18 protein-coding genes are annotated in these 18,858 nt (G+C 52.9%); 5 read left to right on the top strand and 13 right to left on the bottom strand.

Annotated features, from left to right (window positions below; translation table 11 throughout):
* Positions 1-9 precede the first annotated feature (9 nt).
* The 11 genes from era to rpoE form a co-directional block, all read right to left on the bottom strand.
* Positions 10-927, bottom strand: a complete 918-nt coding sequence (gene era / locus MWU62_RS07000; protein ID WP_247114182.1) for a GTPase Era — start codon at positions 925-927, stop codon at positions 10-12.
* Positions 927-1,616: a ribonuclease III gene (rnc, locus tag MWU62_RS06995; protein ID WP_247114181.1), complete on the bottom strand. Its 690-nt coding sequence runs from the start codon at positions 1,614-1,616 to the stop codon at positions 927-929. Before rnc ends, era begins: the two co-directional genes overlap by 1 nt.
* A complete protein-coding gene (locus tag MWU62_RS06990) occupies positions 1,613-2,002 on the bottom strand; it encodes a DUF4845 domain-containing protein (RefSeq protein WP_200361771.1) in 390 nt (129 codons plus the stop codon). Before MWU62_RS06990 ends, rnc begins: the two co-directional genes overlap by 4 nt.
* A 27-nt stretch (positions 2,003-2,029) precedes the next feature.
* The gene (gene lepB / locus MWU62_RS06985; protein WP_200361772.1) at positions 2,030-2,806 is read right to left on the bottom strand and encodes a signal peptidase I; all 777 of its coding nucleotides are present in this window, start codon (positions 2,804-2,806) and stop codon (positions 2,030-2,032) included.
* Positions 2,807-2,817: 11 nt separating this feature from the next.
* Positions 2,818-4,620, bottom strand: a complete 1,803-nt coding sequence (gene lepA, locus MWU62_RS06980; protein ID WP_200361773.1) for a translation elongation factor 4 — start codon at positions 4,618-4,620, stop codon at positions 2,818-2,820.
* A 106-nt stretch (positions 4,621-4,726) separates the two neighbouring features.
* Entirely contained in the window at positions 4,727-7,450 is a 2,724-nt protein-coding gene (locus MWU62_RS06975; RefSeq protein ID WP_247114180.1) for an EAL domain-containing protein, read from the bottom strand.
* A 138-nt stretch (positions 7,451-7,588) separates the two neighbouring features.
* On the bottom strand, positions 7,589-8,989 hold the full coding sequence (locus tag MWU62_RS06970) for a DegQ family serine endoprotease (RefSeq protein ID WP_247114453.1): 1,401 nt from the start codon (positions 8,987-8,989) through the stop codon (positions 7,589-7,591).
* Positions 8,990-9,082: 93 nt separating this feature from the next.
* The gene (locus tag MWU62_RS06965) at positions 9,083-9,550 is read right to left on the bottom strand and encodes a SoxR reducing system RseC family protein (RefSeq protein WP_247114179.1); all 468 of its coding nucleotides are present in this window, start codon (positions 9,548-9,550) and stop codon (positions 9,083-9,085) included.
* Positions 9,547-10,578, bottom strand: a complete 1,032-nt coding sequence (locus MWU62_RS06960; RefSeq protein ID WP_247114178.1) for a MucB/RseB C-terminal domain-containing protein — start codon at positions 10,576-10,578, stop codon at positions 9,547-9,549. Before MWU62_RS06960 ends, MWU62_RS06965 begins: the two co-directional genes overlap by 4 nt.
* A gap of 21 nt (positions 10,579-10,599) precedes the next feature.
* Positions 10,600-11,175, bottom strand: coding sequence for an RseA family anti-sigma factor (locus MWU62_RS06955; RefSeq protein WP_247114177.1), 576 nt, complete (start codon positions 11,173-11,175; stop codon positions 10,600-10,602).
* 15 nt (positions 11,176-11,190) lie between these two features.
* A complete protein-coding gene (gene rpoE, locus MWU62_RS06950; protein WP_247114452.1) occupies positions 11,191-11,808 on the bottom strand; it encodes an RNA polymerase sigma factor RpoE in 618 nt (205 codons plus the stop codon).
* Positions 11,809-12,012: 204 nt separating this feature from the next.
* Between rpoE and nadB the strand changes: the two genes are divergently transcribed.
* From nadB to MWU62_RS06925, 5 genes are all read left to right on the top strand, one after another.
* Positions 12,013-13,617 carry an L-aspartate oxidase gene (gene nadB, locus MWU62_RS06945; protein ID WP_247114176.1) on the top strand — a complete coding sequence of 535 codons (1,605 nt, stop codon included), beginning with the start codon at positions 12,013-12,015 and terminating at the stop codon, positions 13,615-13,617.
* A 22-nt stretch (positions 13,618-13,639) separates the two neighbouring features.
* Complete coding sequence (locus MWU62_RS06940) at positions 13,640-13,912, top strand: succinate dehydrogenase assembly factor 2 (RefSeq protein WP_247114175.1); 273 nt, start codon at positions 13,640-13,642, stop codon at positions 13,910-13,912.
* Entirely contained in the window at positions 13,896-14,357 is a 462-nt protein-coding gene (locus tag MWU62_RS06935; protein ID WP_247114174.1) for a hypothetical protein, read from the top strand. The genes MWU62_RS06940 and MWU62_RS06935 overlap by 17 nt, the downstream gene beginning before the upstream one ends.
* A gap of 21 nt (positions 14,358-14,378) precedes the next feature.
* The gene (locus MWU62_RS06930; protein ID WP_247114173.1) at positions 14,379-15,389 is read left to right on the top strand and encodes a folate-binding protein; all 1,011 of its coding nucleotides are present in this window, start codon (positions 14,379-14,381) and stop codon (positions 15,387-15,389) included.
* Between the two features lie 118 nt (positions 15,390-15,507).
* Positions 15,508-16,341: an HDOD domain-containing protein gene (locus tag MWU62_RS06925; RefSeq protein WP_247114172.1), complete on the top strand. Its 834-nt coding sequence runs from the start codon at positions 15,508-15,510 to the stop codon at positions 16,339-16,341.
* Positions 16,342-16,580: 239 nt separating this feature from the next.
* Here the strand turns inward: MWU62_RS06925 and ung are convergent, their stop codons facing one another.
* Positions 16,581-17,303, bottom strand: coding sequence for a uracil-DNA glycosylase (gene ung, locus MWU62_RS06920; RefSeq protein WP_247114171.1), 723 nt, complete (start codon positions 17,301-17,303; stop codon positions 16,581-16,583).
* A gap of 2 nt (positions 17,304-17,305) precedes the next feature.
* On the bottom strand, positions 17,306-18,853 hold the full coding sequence (gene lysS / locus MWU62_RS06915; protein WP_247114170.1) for a lysine--tRNA ligase: 1,548 nt from the start codon (positions 18,851-18,853) through the stop codon (positions 17,306-17,308).
* Between the last annotated feature and the right edge of the window lie 5 nt (positions 18,854-18,858).

The raw sequence follows: 18,858 nt of genomic DNA, 5'->3' as shown, positions 1-18,858 counted from the left end.
CCTCAACGTTTAGAGATCGTTCATACCCAGACTCTTTAGCGCCCGGTCACTATCAGCCCAGCCACGCTTTACCTTCACCCACAACTTCAGCATAACCTTACTGTCGAACATACGTTCCATGTCGGCGCGGGCTTCCTGCCCAATACTGCGTAGCCTGTCGCCTTTATCGCCAATCATGATTTTCTTCTGGCCTTCACGCTCCACAAGAATCAACGCCGATATGTGCAGCGTTTTTCCATCATGTTTGAACTCTTCGATTTCTACTGCCACAGAGTAAGGTAGCTCAGCGCCAAGTTGCCGTGTGATCTTTTCCCGCACCATTTCCGACGCCATAAAGCGCTCGCTGCGATCGGTAATCTGATCGTCGGGATAGAAGTGGACGCTCTCCGGCAGAAAACGGCCCACCGCTTCTTCCAGCGGCTCCAGATTGGTTTCCTTCAAGGCGGAGATGGGTATAATTTCCGCAAACTCGCGCTTTCTGGACAGCATGTCTAGGTGCGGCAGCAGATTTTCCCGCTTTTCAATCCGGTCCACTTTGTTAACCGCCAGAATAACCGGGCATTCTAGTTTGCTCAGTTTTTCCAATACCATCTCGTCGGCGGTGGTCCAAGCCAATTGGTCCACCACAAATACCACTACATCCACACCGGAAAGCGCCGACGTAGCCGCTTTGTTCATATAGCGGTTCAGAGCTCTTGGCTCTTCCACGTGCATCCCGGGTGTATCTACATAGATCGCTTGATCCAAGCCCTCGGTTTTAATTCCCAGCACCTTGTGACGCGTGGTTTGAGGCTTGCGGGAGGTAATGCTCAGCTTCTGCCCCAAAATATGGTTCAACAAGGTGGATTTACCGACGTTGGGGCGGCCAACTATCGCGACGAAACCACAGCGACTGTCAGGATTCTCCGGGCGGGTAATATCGTTCATCAGGGTGTCTCCACGCCGAGTTGTTTCAGCGCACTACGGGCTGCTTCCTGTTCCGCAATACGGCGACTGCTGCCAACGCCGCTGGTTTTGCGCTCGAGCGAAGGCAACACACAGGATACGTGAAATGTCTGTTTATGAGCTTCTCCGTCCACAGAAACCACATCGTATCTGGGCAACGGGAACTGGCGGGACTGTAGGTACTCCTGCAATCGGGTCTTTGGATCTTTTTGAGTATCCTGAAGGTCGAGCTGTTTAAGGCGTAGCTCGAACCAGCGCAGAACCTGCTCCCGGCAGGTGTCGAAATCGCTATCGAGGTAAATAGCACCAATGACGGATTCCACGGCATCTGCAAGAATGGACTCGCGACGAAAGCCGCCGCTTTTCAGCTCGCCGGACCCCAACCTCAAATAGCTTCCCAAGTCGAACTCCCGACCAATCTCGGCCAGAGTTACACCTTTCACCATACGAGCGCGCAAGCGGCTCAGGTGGCCTTCCCGGGCTTTATCAAAATTCAGGAACAAGTACTCTGCAATCACCATGTTAACGATGGAGTCGCCAAGAAACTCCAATCGCTCATTGTTCTGATTGCCATAACTTCGGTGCGTAAGCGCCAGCAAAAGACGCTCGGGCGACTTGAACTGATAACCAATGCGCCGTTGTAACTGATCCAGATCTGGTTGCGAACTCACTTACCCTTCAACTCGTATTTGTGCTGGAAGTGAACAATGACATCCATATTGCGGACAAGATTGTTACGTACTTCATAATCCACGTTGACCAAAACAAGCTCGCCGTCTTTTTCAACCACAATATCTTTGGCATCAAGGCTGCGGATATTGTTCACACTTAGGCTCTTGTTGATCAAAGTACGAATTTGGGCTGGCCCCATCCGCGACAAGCCTTCCGTGCCATCCAGATTTTCAAGCGCTTCCTGAATAGTCAGGTCGTCCATGTACGCTGGGCCAACCTTAATTGCCAAGGAAAGAACGCTACCGAAAAACAGAACCATAATCAGGATAACAAGCGCCGAAGCACCGCCTTGACGCCCCATGGCGGAGAGATTATTTTTCTTCATTACAACTGAACTCCAAGATGGTCAGAATTACTCAATACCGCCCACACGCTTAAAGGATGGCAAACTGGTGAAAGATTTCCAGTGCATCCAGATCGCAAAGGCTTTGCCCACAATCAATTCATCGGGAACTGTGCCCCAATACCGGCTGTCGTTACTGTTATCGCGATTATCGCCCATCACGAAGTATTCACCTTCCGGTATTCGCCATTCCCCTTCACCCGGTGCGCCTGAGCGCCCCATTGTGTGAAAAATATCGTGCTCTACTGTGCCCAAATCTTCCCGGCGCACTTCTACCGGCGGCAGGCGCACGACAAACTCGCTCTCGATTTTTTCACCGTTGATAAACAACTGCTTATCGCGATAGCGCACAGTATCACCGGGCAAGCCAATCACACGCTTGATGTAGTTGGTTTTGCCGTCTTCGGGATAGCGGAACACCATAACATCACCCCGTTCCGGGTCCCCTATGCTCACAACTTTGGTTCCAGCAACGGGCAGGCGTAGGCCATAGGCGTACTTGTTAACCAGAATAAAATCACCAACCTCCAGAGTTGGCAGCATAGAACCTGAAGGAATCTGGAAAGGCTCCACCAGAAATGACCTGAGTATAAGCACAATCGCCAGTACCGGGAAAAACGAGCGGCTGAGATCAACCAAATACGGCTCTTTGGGCAGGTCTTCCTCGGCAGTGCTTTCGGAAGACACGGCAAGGCGACGCTTACGCAAAAACAGTATGTCTGCCAGCCAGATTAGCCCCGATGCAAACGTCAGGACGACCAGTACCAGTGGAAAATCAATATCCATCAAAGTCCCTTCTAATTATCGACTTTCAGCACGGCAAGGAAGGCTTCCTGAGGCACCTCAACATTACCAACCTGTTTCATGCGCTTTTTGCCTTCTTTCTGCTTTTGGAGCAGCTTTTTCTTTCGGCTAACATCACCGCCGTAACATTTTGCCGTTACGTTTTTCCGCAATGCTTTAACACTGACTCTGGACACCACCTGATTACCGATAGCGGCCTGAATGGCAATATCGAACATCTGACGGGGAATCAGTTCTTTCATTTTCTCAATGAGCTGGCGCCCCTTATAGTGGGACTGGTCTTTATGAACAATCAGCGCCAATGCATCCACACGCTCACCGTTGATGAGTACATCAAGGCGCACCAGATTCGCCTGCTGAAAGCGGACAAAATGGTAGTCCAGCGAAGCGAAACCACGGCTGGCAGACTTAACCCGATCAAAGAAATCCAGCACAACTTCGGCCATGGGCAGCTCATAGGTCAGCTGCACCTGGTTGGTGGTAAAGTGCATGTTTTTCTGAACGCCACGCTTCTCTTCACAAAGGGCAATAACGTTACCCAAGTGCTCTTGAGGCACCAGAATATTCGCTTCAACAATGGGCTCGCGCATTTCCTCAATGGAGCCAATATCCGGCAACTTTGAGGGGCTGTCCACCGACAATGTCTCGCCCTGCTTCGTCAACACCTCGTAGATAACCGTAGGTGCCGTCGTAATCAGGTTAATATCGTATTCGCGCTCCAGACGCTCCTGAATAATTTCCATGTGCAACATGCCAAGGAAACCACACCGGAAGCCGAAACCAAGGGCATCGGAGCTCTCAGGCTCGTAAAATAGGGAGGCGTCGTTCAGGGTTAGTTTTTCCAGCGCATCGCGGAAATCGTTGTAGTCGTCTGCGCTCACCGGGAACAGACCGGCATATACCTGTGGCTGAACCTTCTTGAAACCGGGCAGCATGGGAGTTTCTTCGGCAAACTTGTGGTGCACTATGGTATCGCCCACAGGCGCACCATGAATATCTTTGATGCCCGCAACCACAAAGCCAACATCGCCCGCTTCCAGAATGTTGGTATCGTAGGGCTTGGGCTTAAAAATCCCTACTTTATCAGCGTTCCATGCCTTGCCGGTCGACTTGAGAACAATCTTGTCGCCCTTTTTCATAACGCCCTGGGTCACCCGAACGAGAGAAACAACGCCCAAATAGTTATCGAACCAGGAGTCGATGATCAACGCTTGCAAGGGCGCCGAACGATCGCCCTGAGGTGGTGGGATCTTCTTGATCAGATCTTCCAGAACGTCTTCAACACCCATGCCACTCTTGGCAGAACAACGAACCGCATCTGAAGCATCGATACCGATGATATCTTCAATTTCAGCCGCAACCCGCTCCGGCTCAGCCTGTGGCAGGTCCATTTTGTTCAAAACAGGTACAACTTCCAGCCCCTGTTCAATGGCTGTATAGCAGTTGGCAACAGACTGCGCCTCTACACCCTGACCGGCGTCTACAACCAACAGCGCGCCCTCACAGGCGTAAAGGGAGCGTGACACTTCGTAAGAAAAATCAACGTGCCCCGGAGTGTCGATAAGGTTCAGCTTGTAAACTTCGCCATCCCGTGCCGTGTAGCTCAGCGTGACGCTTTGGGCCTTGATGGTAATGCCCCGCTCCCGCTCAAGATCCATGGAATCCAAAACCTGCTCGGCCATTTCCCTTTTGGTTAGGCCGCCGCATATTTGGATAAAGCGGTCAGCAAGGGTGGATTTGCCATGGTCAATGTGGGCAATAATGGAAAAGTTACGGATTCGGCTCAGTTCAGTCACAGACAATGAATACTCATAATAAAGACGAAGGATTGAGCCCGGAGAGGCCAATACCTGAATCCGGGACCGGCGTGATTTTACCGGTTACCGACCGCCATTGCCATGATCAGGAAATAAGCGGCCGTTCATATTGCCGAATCAGGAAACCAATCAGGGCATCTTCTTCCAGCGGATAACTGAACAAGTTACCCTGGCACTGGGTGCATCCGGCGGATTTCAGGAAGCTCAGCTGCTGCGGCGTCTCTACGCCTTCCGCCACAACAGTAAGGTGGAGCTGTTGCGCGAGCGCAATCACTGCAGAAGCCACATCGGTTGCACTGACATTGTACGGAATATCACGAATAAAGCGGTGATCAATTTTTATGACATCAAGAGGTAACTGCTGCAGGGCAACCAAGGAGCAGGAGCCAGCCCCGAAATCGTCCAGAATAAGACAAACACCAAGATCGTTGAGTGATAAAAGCAGCTCGCGCACCATTCTCGGGTCTTCGTTCAGCAGTTCAACAGGCATTTCGAGTTCAAGCTTTTCCGGGGAAACACCGGTCTCGGTAATTACCTGCCGAACCATATCAAGGAAGTGGGAGTCGGTTACTTGCGTGACGGACAGATTAACCGCCATTTTCAGGGATTCAAAACCGGCTCTTTCCAACGCCTGAACCTGAATACAAGCCTGACGCAAGGCTACTTCACCCAAACGGACAATCAACCCGGTTTCTTCAGCCAAACCTATAAACTGCTGGGCCGACACTAGCCCTTTCTCCGGGTGGTGCCAGCGTAAGAAGGCTTCAACACCAATAACCCGCTCACTAGCCAGATCAATCTTGGGCTGGTAGTGCAAGACAAAGCGCTCTTCTTCAAGCGCACTGGCCAATTCTTCCTGTTGCAACAAACGGCGCGCGGCTTTGATGTTCATGGCGGGCGTAAAGAACTGGTAGGTGTTCCGGCCCATCTCTTTCGCGCGGTACATGGCTAGATCCGCAAATTTCATCAGGGTTCCCGGGTCTTCGCTGTCATGGGGAATCATGGTGATACCAATGCTTACCGTGATACCCACTTCATGGTCGTTCAAGCGCACCCGCTGGCACAATCGGCGCAATATGGTGTCTGCAACTTTACCCGCGGCTTCTGTGCCGCTGATTTGTGACAACAACACAACAAACTCATCACCGCCAAGGCGAGCTACCGAATCCTCTTCACGAACACACCCCTCAAGCCATTTAGCAACTTGCTGCAAAAGCTCGTCACCCGCATCGTGGCCAAGGGTATCGTTAATACGTTTAAAACCATCAAGGTCCAGGAACATCAAGGCAGCGGGTTTACCACTCCTTCGGCTTCGGCGCACCACATTGTTTAAACGATCCCGGAACAACTGACGGTTAGCCAACCCGGTAAGTGGGTCGTAAAACGCCAATCTGTGCAGCTCAGACTGAGCCGCTTTGAGCTGGGTCAAATCACGCAAGCTAAGCACAACACCCTCAACTCCGGGCACTGCAAGCATGTCGGTATAGGTGCCCTCCATGTTGCGCCAGCTGTCTTGTGCGTCGCAAATACGTGCCAGAATTACCGGCATTTGCTTACCCGGCGACTGCACCGCTTCGTCAAAGCCCTTTTTCAACTGGGGCCAATCATCTTCATGTACAAGTTTTTCCAATGTGAGCGTATGCACTTCACCGGGGTCGAAGCCGAGAATATCGTAGCTCGACGGGCTGGCATAAAGCGGCGCTCCCGCTTCGTCCATAACCAGAGTGACGTTGGCGGCCCCTTCCGTGATAGCGCGATAGCGTCCTTCACTGATTTGCGCCATGAGGCGTGAGCGGATTAGCACCAAAGCGATGACAAATAGCAGCAGGCTTATGACTGCACCACTTCCAAGCACGATGAGCGGGCGCGGATCTGACGCCAGATAATCAAAAGCCGGAGTGGAGCGGGTTTGTAGAAGCCAGTCTCGCCCACCGTGGCTGATGGTTTGGCTCATTTCAAAGCTGAATTCATTATCGAGCGACCCCAAATTCGAGCCGTACATGAGGTTTTCGCGGGCGCTCACGCCATTGTCGTATATGCGAACATCAAGAAACGGTGAAATAAGGCCAATAATGCCATCGAGAAGGTTGTTCATACGGAAGGCGCTGAACACAAAGCCCGCCAACATCATACGGCGTTCAGCCCGGATTTCGGGAACGTCTCCACCTTGATAAACCGGGTAATACATAAGGAAGCTGGCTTGGTCTTCCGCCAGCTCTTCTTGCACCAGAACCACCTTGGCCGTTACCGTCGGAATGGCATTATCCCGTGATTTTTCCATGGCCTTGCGGTGCACCGGATCGCTGAAAGCATCATAGCCAAGTGCTCGCAAGTTTCTCTCGGTACCCGGCTCCAGATACACCATAGGATAGTAGAAGGGTCCTGTTCCGAGGGGCTTAACTAGATACTTGTGCACGCCTTCTTCTCGCACCAGTGCGATATGCTCTGCCATGTCACGCACTTCAATGCGCTCGACAAAACCTATGCCCTGAATGCCCGGGTAATACCGGTCTATATCTACTTTTTGCACATACTCCCGCCACTGCTCACGGGATACGCTCCCGGCAACCGCAAAGAGCCCAGCACTACCAGCCAGAACCTGCTCGTAATTGAGCAAACGCTCCTCGATGGCTGTTTTGAGTTGCAATGACTGGGTTCGGAACCTGGCTTCAGTGCGATCTTCCACCAAGCGTATGGAAAACTGCCAGGACGCAGCGGTTAAGGCGGCTGCCACGACAAGGAGCAGCCAAGCAAGCCAGGAACTGCGGAGTTTAAGAAGCTGCAGGAGGGGGAGATCCTTTCTATTCATAATACGTTAACCTGATCCGTTCCGTGGCAGCTCTAGTTTTGGCGCGAGGCATTATAACAAAAGCCTCCAGACCTGTCGTTTTTAACATCAGGCCTGAAGGCTTTTTTACTATCGCCAGCGGGTTATCGGATAACGCTATTAGGGCTTCATTACCAAATAAATTGCACGCCCCTGACGCACTACGCGAACGGAGACCGCCCGCCCTTCCGGCAAGCTTCTGACAACTTTTCGGAAGTCCTCGACTGAGGATACGGCCTTCCTGTTAATTTCGGTGATAACGTCTCTCGCACGAATGCCCGCATTGTAAGCTGGCCCCCTGCCAACGCCGGTCACTACAACACCGCCGGATACTCCGATGGAATCGGCCAAATCCGGGGCCAATGGCTCAACGGTAAGCCCAAGAGGCGCTGTAGACGAGTTATCACTCGAGGGTGCCGCTTGTTGCGACCCGCGCTCATCCGGCAGTTGGCCGATTTCCACATCCAGCGTAATCTCTTTTCCACTGCGAAGAACGGTCAAGCGAGCGGACTCGCCTACTGGCGTGCGACCAACCATTGGCGGAAGATCTGACGACAAGTGAATGTCTTCACCATCGTACTCAAGAACAATATCTCCAGACTGCAATCCGCCTGCCTGAGCTGGCGAGCCGTCCATCACTTCTGCGATCAACGCACCCCTTGGGCGCATAAGGCCAAACGACTCAGCCAAATCCCGATTCACCTCTTGAATCAGCACACCCAGCCAACCTCGGGAAACTGAACCTTTATCACGAATCTGGCGAAATACGCTCATGGCGTCATCAATAGGAATGGCAAACGAGACACCCATGAAGCCGCCAGAGCGGGTGTAGATCTGGGAGTTAATACCAATAACTTCACCGTCCAGATTAAACAGCGGACCGCCGGAGTTACCAGGGTTGATGGCTACGTCTGTCTGGATGAAGGGTACATAGTTTTCTGATGGGAGTGACCGCCCCAAGGCACTGACAATACCCGCGGTAACCGTGTAATCAAAACCAAACGGAGAACCAATGGCGAATACCCACTCACCCACTTTGAGATCTTTGGAGCGCCCTGTTTTAACGACAGGCAAATCATCGCCATTATCCAATTTCAGTACAGCCATATCTGAGCGAGGGTCTGTACCAACCAGCGTGGCGGGCAACTCACGTCGATCGTTGAGCCGAACGATAATCTCGTCGGCACCTTCAACCACATGGTTATTCGTCAGCACGTAACCATCAGCTGACACAATGAACCCCGAACCCATAGAGCGGCGGGGCTGAGAACTTCCCGGTGCTCCGCCAAAAGGCGATTGAGGCCCACGAAAGAATTCTTGAAAAAACTCTGGCAGCTGGTCGAGCTGTCGCTCATCAAAAGGCAAACCGTGGAAGCGTGTATTCCCAGCTGATGCTGCACTAGTGGTACTTATATTGACTACTGCATCTGCATTTTCTTCAACCAGCCCAGTAAAGTCTGGCAGGCCCCGCGCCAAACTTGTCTGAGTCCAAACCAAAAGTAAAATCGCAAGTAGCATCATCAGCACAGAAGCCGGCACCCTCTGAGTGAGTGATGCCGGGGAAAACCGGGTCATTGCTGGTGCTATTCTCAGCATATCAGGATCCCCTGTTAGTCATGTTAGCGAGTCTGAATGGGAAACCACTCCGGCCGGGATACGGTTAACCCGAAGCAGTCTGGGTTCATAGCTGCCGGCATTCCGGCGTTGTAATTTTCGGCTGATTAAAAAGCCTGATGCAAGCCCGACAGCAGCGCCAGCCATAGCAAAAGCATCGCTGCCACCGGAAAGTTGGTGACCAACCATGCTGGCCACCACCATGAGCAGTAACGGGAGCGCATACACTAGCAGTGACGCACCGAGGAGTGCGCTTTCATCAATACCAAGAGTTACGTCTTCACCCACGCAGGCGTTTACGGAATTAACAACCCGAACCTGATTGGCGCGCCCGCCGGTGGCTGACGCCAAAACTTTCTGCCCGCACCCGTTGCGTGCCGAACAGCTCTGGCATGCACTGGTGCGGATGGTCTGGACCCAAGCATGCCCACCTGTAACGGCCACAACTTTTCCAGTTTCGGTAATCACGGTTCTCTGGCACCCAGTACAAAAGCTTCATCAATTCGAACAGACTCGGCCACCTGACGCGCTGAAGCAGGAGGCAATTCGCCCACCACGGTTACCAGAAACGCTCTATCGCCGCTCTCCAGCTGTCGCATATAAATGGTTGTAGCCCCTATGCGCGAAGCTCCCGTGGGCATAGTAACTTTACCGGCTGGCTCAACAAACACCGAAAACGCCGCCAGCCCATCCGAAAATGCTACCGCCTGTCCTTTTCCGGATCTCGGTGCGGCAGCCGGCTCAAATCCTTCCGGCCGCCAACCAAGATGCCACCCGTGCATGCGCGGCATTTTCGAATACTCTTCCCCTGAGTCTTTACCACCCAAAGTACGGGAAATTTCGCGGCCCTCGGTGCGAATCTGTAACTCACTGTCTGGAATATCGTCGGTAATCTCCAGACTGGTGAACTGGAAGTGCTCGAGTACCTCACCGCCTGCTGTGCGCACATGGCTTTTTACCAAAAGCCCGGTAGATTTTTCCAGCCATAGATTGTGACTGTATCTATGCCGGTCTTTGGCAGTTAACCCGATGGTAACCACCTCATACCCTGCAATTCGGTCTTCACCCTTTAATTCCGCACTGTACCAACGGCTAACCGGAACCAGCTTGCTGGTGAAAGCTTCCGCAAATGGCCCCGATGGAATAATTTGCTCAAGATGCACCTTGCCCTGCTCAGGGAGCACGCAGACTACATTCATGCCCCGGCGTACTATCTCGCCACTGCCGCCATCTTGCATTACCAACCGCTCCTCAACAATGCCATTGTGATAGCGATGCGCAATCTGCATAGAATGAACACTGGCCCCGCGAGCGTATACGAATACACCTCGGTAAGAGGTCATATTGAGGGCAGGCCCCAATTGTTCAAGCCAGTCGGCTGCTGTTTTCTCAACAGCAGCTACATGTGCTGGCATAAACATCGCCAACAAAAGCGCCAAAAACCCGCTTAACGTCAAATCGGTAGGGCTCCGGCCAAAATAACGAGCTTTGCTCATGGACACCTTCATTACTTACAGTCAGTAGCCGCCGCTTGCACTAACAAGGCGGGCATAGCCCACCGAACCCTGTCCGGCACCCACACTATTATGTTGGGCATGCTCCAGCAGGTAGCGGCTCATGTGTTCCCACTGTTTCTCATCAAGCCCCTGTAAAGTAACTTCCTGAACCGGGGCAACCTCGCCTACGTTTTCATTCACAGGCGTTACCGTTACGGAGTTCGATGCTATAGCACCTGCAGGCGATGCTGCACCGGAGTCCCAACCTGTGCCAGCGCCGAAGCCAACTAGCAACGCGGCCGCAACCATTGCAACCGCCGCGGGCCATTGCCACGGCCGTCGCGACTCGCGATACCGGGAAACCGCAGGCGTTTGCGATTTTGCCCGGCCATCCAGCTCTTCACGCACAGCAGCGCTTACATCGAAACCCTCCGCCGGAGAGTGGCCTCGATGCATCAAATCATGCACACCTTGCCACCGCTGCCATTGGGCACACACATCTGCTTGGTTTTCATGGGATAACAAACGCCGAACCGAAAGTTCGTCGGCCTCATCATCCATCATGGCAGACAATGTTTCTCTGAGACGATCATCCATAGGATGCACCTTCAATTACGTCACCGAATGATTGAGCAGAGGCCCCAGATGCTTATCAACTGCATCTCTGGCCCGAAAAATACGCGAACGCACGGTACCGATGGGGCATTCAAGAATCCGCGCTATGTCCTCATAACTGAGGCCGTCGTACTCCCGCAGGAGGAAGGCAGAGCGCAGCTCTTCCGGCAAGTTGGCAATTGCATTGCTAAGCTCCTTCTGCAACTGGTCACGTTGCAGCAAACGCTCTGGCGAGGCGACATCGCGTAGTCGCCGCCCGCCGTCAAAGTTCTCTGCTTCAGCAGAATCCGCACTGCCCTGAGGCCTTCGGCTGCGGGACTCAAGATGGTTTTTTGCGGTGTTCACTGCAATCCGATACAACCAAGTATAAAAAGCACTATCACCACGAAAGCGGTCAATGGCACGATATGCCTTGATGAACGCCTCTTGAGTAAGGTCCATGACTTCCTGACTGTCGTAGACATAACGGCTGATAATTGAAGCCACCCTTGACTGGTATTTCACAACCAAGAGATCAAACGCTGCGCGATCACCGTTCCGGACTTTGCGAACGAGTTGAAGATCGGTTTGGCTGTCTGGCTGATCTGCCTGCTTTGGTTCGTTATCGGGTGCCATGGACGCTATGCCGGTAAGCTCCGGTTTGGTGGCCAGTTTACCGGCCGATACGAGTTTCTGATGGTTCATATTCACTGTCCGGCGCCCGTGATTAGAAAACGACGACCCAGCCATTAAAGGCCAGTCATCCATCAGGCCAAATAGACAGCAAGCGTAAAGTTTAGTTCAATACACACCCACATTATGGCCTGCGATAACGACCCGATGCCACAGCCTTATGAATACGACGTGCTTATTATTGGTAGCGGAGCTGCCGGCTTAACCGTTGCACTGAACCTGCCAGAGCATTTAAAAATATGTGTTGTAAGCAAAGCCGACATTAGCAGCGGCGCAACACTCTGGGCTCAGGGTGGCATCGCCGCCGTTCTGGACGACCAAGACTCTACCGAAAACCATGTGCAAGATACACTTGCGGCAGGTGGCGGGCTTTGCAATGAAGAGGCCGTGCGCTTTACGGTAGAGAACAGCAAAGAAAGCATTGAATGGCTTATCGGAACGGGTGTTGACTTTACCCGGGACACAGACGCCCAGCTCCACCTTACCCGTGAAGGCGGCCACAGCCATAGACGCATTATCCACGCTGCCGATGCCACCGGGTACGCCGTATCCACAACACTCACCGCCCAAGCGCAAGCCAGACCAAACATTGAACTCAGATCAGGGCGCGTTGCAGTAGATTTGATCACCAACCGTAAACTGGCTTTACCGGGCAACCGCTGCGTTGGCGCCTACATACTGAACCTTGAAGATAACCATGTGGAGCTTTTTAGAGCGCGTTTCACTGTTATCGCAACCGGCGGTGCATCCAAGGCGTACCGGTATACCACCAATCCAGACGGCGCCTCTGGAGATGGCATCGCTATGGCCTGGCGTGCGGGCTGTCGCGTGGCCAACATGGAATTTAACCAGTTCCACCCAACCTGTCTGTACCACCCCCATGCAAAGTCGTTCCTGATAACCGAAGCCGTTCGAGGCGAAGGTGGGCTACTGAAACTGCCAGATGGCTCTCGCTTCATGGATCGTTTTGATAAGCGTGGAGAGCTGGCACCTCGGGATATAGTGGCCAGAGCCATCGACCATGAAATGAAACGGTTGGGTGCCGACCACCTGTATCTTGATATAAGCCACAAACCGGCCGACTTCATCCGGCATCATTTTCCCACTATTTACGAGAAATGTCTGGAATTTGGCATCGACATTACCCGCGAGCCTATTCCAGTGGTTCCAGCCGCGCACTATACCTGTGGCGGCATTGTCAGCGATGAGCGCGCACGAACCGATATCAACCAACTTTACGTGGTCGGGGAAGCAGGATTTACCGGGCTTCATGGCGCCAACCGAATGGCTAGCAATTCGTTACTGGAATGCCTGGTATATGGCCGAGCCGCTGCCGCCGATATAACGCGAAGGGAAGCAGACATTCCACCTCCGCCAGATGCACCGGCATGGGACGAAAGCCAGGTTCGAGATTCCGACGAAGACGTTGTGATCTCCCACAACTGGGACGAACTGCGTCATTTTATGTGGGATTACGTGGGCATTGTGCGCACTACCAAGCGCCTTCAACGGGCGAAGCACCGGGTTGATCTACTGTCCGCCGAAATCAGCGAATTTTACAGCAACTACCGAGTAACCAACGACCTGTTGGAGTTGAGAAACTTGGTCACAGTATCTGACTTAATTATCTGTTCAGCATTGCAGCGAAAAGAAAGCCGCGGCCTGCACTACACACTGGATTATCCGGGACTACTACACGAAGCCCGTGATACCGTACTGATACCAACGACCTACAGAACCCCTTCGCCGTAAAGGGATGACCAAGAGAGCAACTATGCAAGACACCCTCCGTTCTTCAGAAAACCCAGAGTTCAAACGCCTCTGGTGGCACAGCCGTCGTGGCATGCTGGAGTTGGACGTCCTACTGATCCCATTTCTAGAAGAAGCCTATCTTGATTTGGATGCGGGGGATCAGGCGCGCTACGAGAAACTTCTAACCTGTGAAGACACCGATATCTTCGAGTGGTTTATGCAGCGCAGCCGCCCAGAAGATGCCGATCTTCAGCGCATCGTTGATATTATTCTTACCCGTGTCCAGCCAGATTGATCTGAAGCTAACACGCTGTGGTGCTGTTGGCTGCCTAGCTGCCGCACCATGGCTGGCTGTAAGCATTTTCTTATTGATTGCCGGCGCTGCAGGAAAAAACTGGATGTACGGGCTGGTGCCACTAACTCTAGCGGGCGCTCTATTCCAATACCGAATAAACGGGCTTTTGGTTGGGGCATCGGCGGTTGTGGGCTTGAGCCAGAATCAAAACACCCTCTACGCACGCCTCGGCAATGGGCAAGTTCTCGCGGTGAGCGCTTGCCCTTCGAGCCGCATGAACTCCAAGATTGCGCTCTTGAAACTCAAGCCTGTCGCCTCCAAATATACTGCATACTCGGTAGTGTTACTCTCCGCCACACGGATTGCTGGTAACCTACCCGAAGATCAGTTTCGTCGCCTGAGAATGTGGCTCCGACTCGGACGCGCTCAGCAACCCTCTAAATAACATTTTGCCCGGAGTTCTCCAATGACTGGTACAGAAGCACCTGTTTCAGCCCCGGCTGTCTACACATCCGCGGAGTTTCCACCCCCAGCTTCCGGTCGCGCTGTCCTAACCAATCGCGTTCTGGTTCGCATCTCCGGACCAGGAGTAGATAAATTTCTGCAAGGCCAGCTGAGCCAAAATCTTGACGACGTAAAAACCGGCAAATCACCTCGTGCCGCAGGTGCCACACCTAAAGGACGGGCCTACTGCCTGACGCGTTTAGTCCGCGATGGTGAGGACATTCTAATGGACCTGCCCTCCGAGCTGGCAGAATCCATCATGAGCCACTTGCGCAAATACTTGATGCTCTTTCGTGGCACCTCTATGGAACTGCAAACAGAGGCACAAATCATTGGGCTGCTAGGCAATGAGGCTGCATCGAGCCTTGCTGGAGATAATCTAAGCACCCTGGCGTCCTCTGGAGATACTCTGGAGCTGAACTCAGGGTTTTTAATTCGGACAGAAAGTACAGCTGAGGGGCTGCCGCGTTTTGAACTCTGGCAAATCAGTGCAAACGATGTTGGTCTAGAGAGCATCCCCCAGAAAACCCTAGCCGATTGGCAAGCTTCTGAAATTGCCGCCGGAGTTCCAATGTTGAGCACGACTACCAGCGAATCCTATGTGCCGCAAATGCTCAATTGGCAACATCTTGGTGGCATGCATTTCAAGAAAGGCTGTTACACCGGCCAAGAAGTCATCGCTCGAATGCACTTTCTCGGGCAACTCAAAAAAAGCCTATTTCGATTTAGTGCCGCAAAAACCGACTCCATTCCTGCACCGGGCACCTCCATTATGGCGGGCGAACGTTCAGTGGGCGAGGTGGTTAATGCGGTCGGCTTCAATGATGGTTCTTGCGAATTACTTGCGGTGATCAGACACGATGCCGCTAACGGCGAACTCACTGCGAACGGTCTATCAGTGCCTTTGCTGGAGCAAAAGCCCCTGCCCTACACCGTGAGCGAACGTGAGGATACCGAACTAAAGGATACATAAGTTGACAGGAAAACTCGCGAGAGTTTGCTATAAATAGGGTTTACAATTCTGATCTTCGAAGGGCCCGATGAATAACACATCGGGCATCTCGAACTGACAAGCGGATCCTTACAGAACCATGTCGAATATTGCTGAAACCATCAAAGCTGACCTCACAGCCGCAATCGAAAACGACAAGCTGCTACTCCCCACCCTACCGGAAGCTGCACTTCAAGTGCGTGAGATAGCAGAGTCAGAAGACTCTGCAATTGGCGACCTCGTTAAGGTGATTAGCAACGATACGGCGCTTTCTGCTCGTATTATTCGTGTGTGCAACAGCCCTTTGTTTCGGGGTAACCGCGCCATAGAAAATTTGAACATGGCGGTAAGTCGGTTAGGCATGGCTTACACCAGCAACTTGGCTATGGGTCTGGCCATGCAGCAGATGTTTCAGGCAACCTCTGAAATGATCGACAAGCGTCTGCGCGCAACTTGGCAAACCAGTACTGAGGTTGCGGGCGTATGCCACGTACTGGCCCAGCACTACATCAAACTGAAGCCGGATCAAGCTACTTTGGCTGGTTTGGTTCACCTCATTGGTGTTCTGCCCATTTTGCGCTACGTGGAAGACGAAGACTTGCAGATCAGCAGCATTGTGCTGGATAACATCATTGAGGAGTTGCACCCTAAAATTGGTGTCGCCATTCTTAAGAAGTGGGATTTCCCCAAGGATTTGCAGAATGTTCCTCTAGAATTCTCGAACTTCCAAAGGGAAGTACCAGCCGCCGACTATGCTGACTTGGTTATGGTGGCAAACCTACAACTGGTTGCTGGCACTGAGCACCCTTGGGCGCAAATGGACTGGTCTACCATTTCAGCATTTGATCGTCTTGGCCTTGACCCGAATATTGATATGAGCGAAGAAGAAGACCTGAACGCCCAGATGGAAGCGGCTATGGCTTTGCTTCAGTAGCTCTTCTACTGATGGTAGCTGGCGAGTAGTCGTGAGGGGAAGCTTTTCCAAAACACGCTGTGAATACGTCCGTGTACGCTCGGCTCCGCTCCTCACTGCTTATTGCTCCTGCGTCGCAGTGAGGATCCGGGGCTGGCCATCCTTGGCCAACCCGTGAAGAGCTTTCTCTCTTCACCCATGGCTCCGCACGGTTTTGGGAAGGTTCCCCCACGACTACTCTCGCATCATCGGAGTTTGGGTCACAAACAGTCCAAATCGGCTTTGGGCGGCAATTCCCAATTTATTGGATCGAGCCCCTGTTTCCTGAGCCATTCATTAGCTCGGGAGAAATGCTTGCAACCAAAGAATCCGCGATAGGCGCTGAGTGGTGACGGATGTGGTCCTTCGAGGACCAGATGGCGGTTACGGTCGATGTGCTGCCCCTTCTTTTTGGCATAGCTGCCCCAGAGCAGAAAAACAACGCCATCACGTTCGCGGTTTACCGTCTCTATCACTCGGTCGGTGAACGTCTCCCAGCCTTTTCCCTGATGGGCGCCAGCCTGACCCTGAACAACGGTGAGCACACTGTTGAGCAGTAAAACACCCTGCTCTGCCCAAGGCTGCAAGCAGCCGTGATCTGGCGGCAATATTCCAAGATCGCTTTGGATCTCTTTGAATATGTTAACGAGGGACGGCGGCGTAGGAACGCTGGGGCTTACTGAGAAGCATAGGCCGTGGGCCTGGCCGGGGCCGTGGTAGGGGTCTTGGCCGAGGATAACAACACGAACCTGATCCAAAGGCGTTCTGTTGAGGGCATTAAAGCAATGTTCACTGTCGGGGAAGAGTATCTTTCCGGCGCTTTCTTCCGCAGCGAGAAATTCCGCCAGCGCCTGCATGTAGGGCTGGCGGAATTCGTCTGCGAGGTGTTCTTTCCAGCCCCGGTCGGGCCTGAGATGGTTTGCCAGTGTCTCAACCGGGTGCATGGTTACTCCTTGTCTTCAGTGCTCTCGCTTTTCGAGCTTTCGGCTTTGTGCTCAGGGCGCATCGCCGGGAACAGGATGACGTCGCGGATCGATGGTGAGTCGGTCAACAGCATGGCCAAGCGGTCAATGCCTATACCCTCACCCGCAGTCGGCGGCAAACCGTATTCCAGAGCCATCACGTAATCTTCGTCGTAGAACATGGCCTCGTCGTCACCGGCGTCTTTCTCGGCTACCTGCGCCTGAAAACGTTCAGCCTGGTCTTCGGCATCGTTAAGCTCGGAGAAGCCGTTGGCAATTTCACGACCACCTACGAAGAACTCGAAGCGTTCCGTCACAAACGGGTTGCTGTCTTTGCAACGGGCAAGAGGCGATACTTCTTTCGGATATTCGGTTATGAACGTAGGTTGCATCAGGCGATGCTCAGCAGTCGCTTCGAAGATTTCGATTTGAATCTTGCCCAAACCCCAACCGTTTTTGACGTGAATACCCAAGTCCTTGGCAACCTGACGGGCAGAAGCTTCATCCGCAAGCTGCTCAGCAGTCACATCGGGGCAGTAGCGCAGAATGGCGTCTACCACTGTCAAGCGCTCGAAGGGTTTGCCGAAGTCGTATTCAATCGACTCTTCCGTACCGTCGGCCAAAATACGGGTGTTCACTACCGTGGTGGTGCCCAACACTTGCTCCGCAATCGTGCGCAGCATGTCTTCGGTCAAATCCATCAGGTCATTGTAATCAGCGTAGGCCTGATAGAACTCCACCATGGTGAATTCTGGGTTATGACGGGTAGAGAGCCCTTCGTTTCGGAAGTTGCGGTTAATCTCAAACACCCGCTCAAAACCACCCACAACCAAGCGCTTCAGGTACAGCTCAGGTGCAATGCGCAGGTACATATCAATACCTAGAGCGTTGTGATGGGTCATGAACGGCCGTGCTGTTGCTCCGCCGGGAATCACTTGAAGCATGGGCGTTTCCACTTCCATGAAGTCGCGATCAGCAAAAAACTGACGCATGGCGGTAATGATCTTAGAGCGCGCAAGAAATACCCTGCGGCTATCTTCGTTAACCATCAAGTCAACATAGCGATGGCGATAGCGCGATTCCGTATCCGTCAGGCCTTTGTGCTTCTCCGGCAGCGGGCGCAGCGATTTAGTGAGCAGTACGTACTCATCCATGGTCACATACAGGTCGCCCTTGCCGGATTTTGTCAGCATGCCGCGCACGCCCACAATGTCACCCAGATCCCAGTGTTTGGTGTCTTTCTGCACATCTTTGGTAGCGTAAATCTGCATGCGACCAGTCATGTCCTGAATCACTTTAAATGCTTTACGATCAAGCATCATGCGACCGGCCACGGCAACTTTTATGCCCATGGACTCCAGCTCTTCCTTGCTCTTATCACCGTATTTCGCCTGCAGTTCGGCGGCGGTGGCATCTCGGCGGAAGTCGTTGGGAAAGGCGTTGCCGTTCTCGCGCAGCTCTGCCAGCTTGGCACGGCGCTCAGCAATCAGCCTGTTGTCCTCTTGCGGTGCATTCTTGGTGTGTTCAGTCATGTTGG

The sequence above is a fragment of the Marinobacter sp. S6332 genome (genome assembly GCF_023016045.1).
Lineage (GTDB): Bacteria > Pseudomonadota > Gammaproteobacteria > Pseudomonadales > Oleiphilaceae > Marinobacter.
The sequence above is the reverse complement of the archived record's forward strand: the minus strand, read 5'-3'. Positions and strand labels throughout refer to the sequence as shown.

Bases quoted from the DNA above. Each gene is read 5' to 3' on its own strand.
- MWU62_RS06930 (WP_247114173.1), top strand. From the start codon at position 14,379: ATGACTGGTACAGAAGCACCTGTTTCAGCCCCGGCTGTCTACACATCC.
- nadB (WP_247114176.1), top strand. From the start codon at position 12,013: ATGCCACAGCCTTATGAATACGACGTGCTTATTATTGGTAGCGGAGCT.
- MWU62_RS06940 (WP_247114175.1), top strand. From the start codon at position 13,640: ATGCAAGACACCCTCCGTTCTTCAGAAAACCCAGAGTTCAAACGCCTC.
- MWU62_RS06970 (WP_247114453.1), bottom strand. From the start codon at position 8,989: ATGATGCTACTTGCGATTTTACTTTTGGTTTGGACTCAGACAAGTTTG.
- era (WP_247114182.1), bottom strand. From the start codon at position 927: ATGAACGATATTACCCGCCCGGAGAATCCTGACAGTCGCTGTGGTTTC.
- lysS (WP_247114170.1), bottom strand. From the start codon at position 18,853: ATGACTGAACACACCAAGAATGCACCGCAAGAGGACAACAGGCTGATT.
- MWU62_RS06955 (WP_247114177.1), bottom strand. From the start codon at position 11,175: ATGGATGATCGTCTCAGAGAAACATTGTCTGCCATGATGGATGATGAG.
- MWU62_RS06990 (WP_200361771.1), bottom strand. From the start codon at position 2,002: ATGAAGAAAAATAATCTCTCCGCCATGGGGCGTCAAGGCGGTGCTTCG.
- MWU62_RS06960 (WP_247114178.1), bottom strand. From the start codon at position 10,578: ATGAGCAAAGCTCGTTATTTTGGCCGGAGCCCTACCGATTTGACGTTA.
- ung (WP_247114171.1), bottom strand. From the start codon at position 17,303: ATGCACCCGGTTGAGACACTGGCAAACCATCTCAGGCCCGACCGGGGC.
- lepB (WP_200361772.1), bottom strand. From the start codon at position 2,806: ATGGATATTGATTTTCCACTGGTACTGGTCGTCCTGACGTTTGCATCG.
- MWU62_RS06925 (WP_247114172.1), top strand. From the start codon at position 15,508: ATGTCGAATATTGCTGAAACCATCAAAGCTGACCTCACAGCCGCAATC.
- rpoE (WP_247114452.1), bottom strand. From the start codon at position 11,808: ATGGCACCCGATAACGAACCAAAGCAGGCAGATCAGCCAGACAGCCAA.
- MWU62_RS06975 (WP_247114180.1), bottom strand. From the start codon at position 7,450: ATGAATAGAAAGGATCTCCCCCTCCTGCAGCTTCTTAAACTCCGCAGT.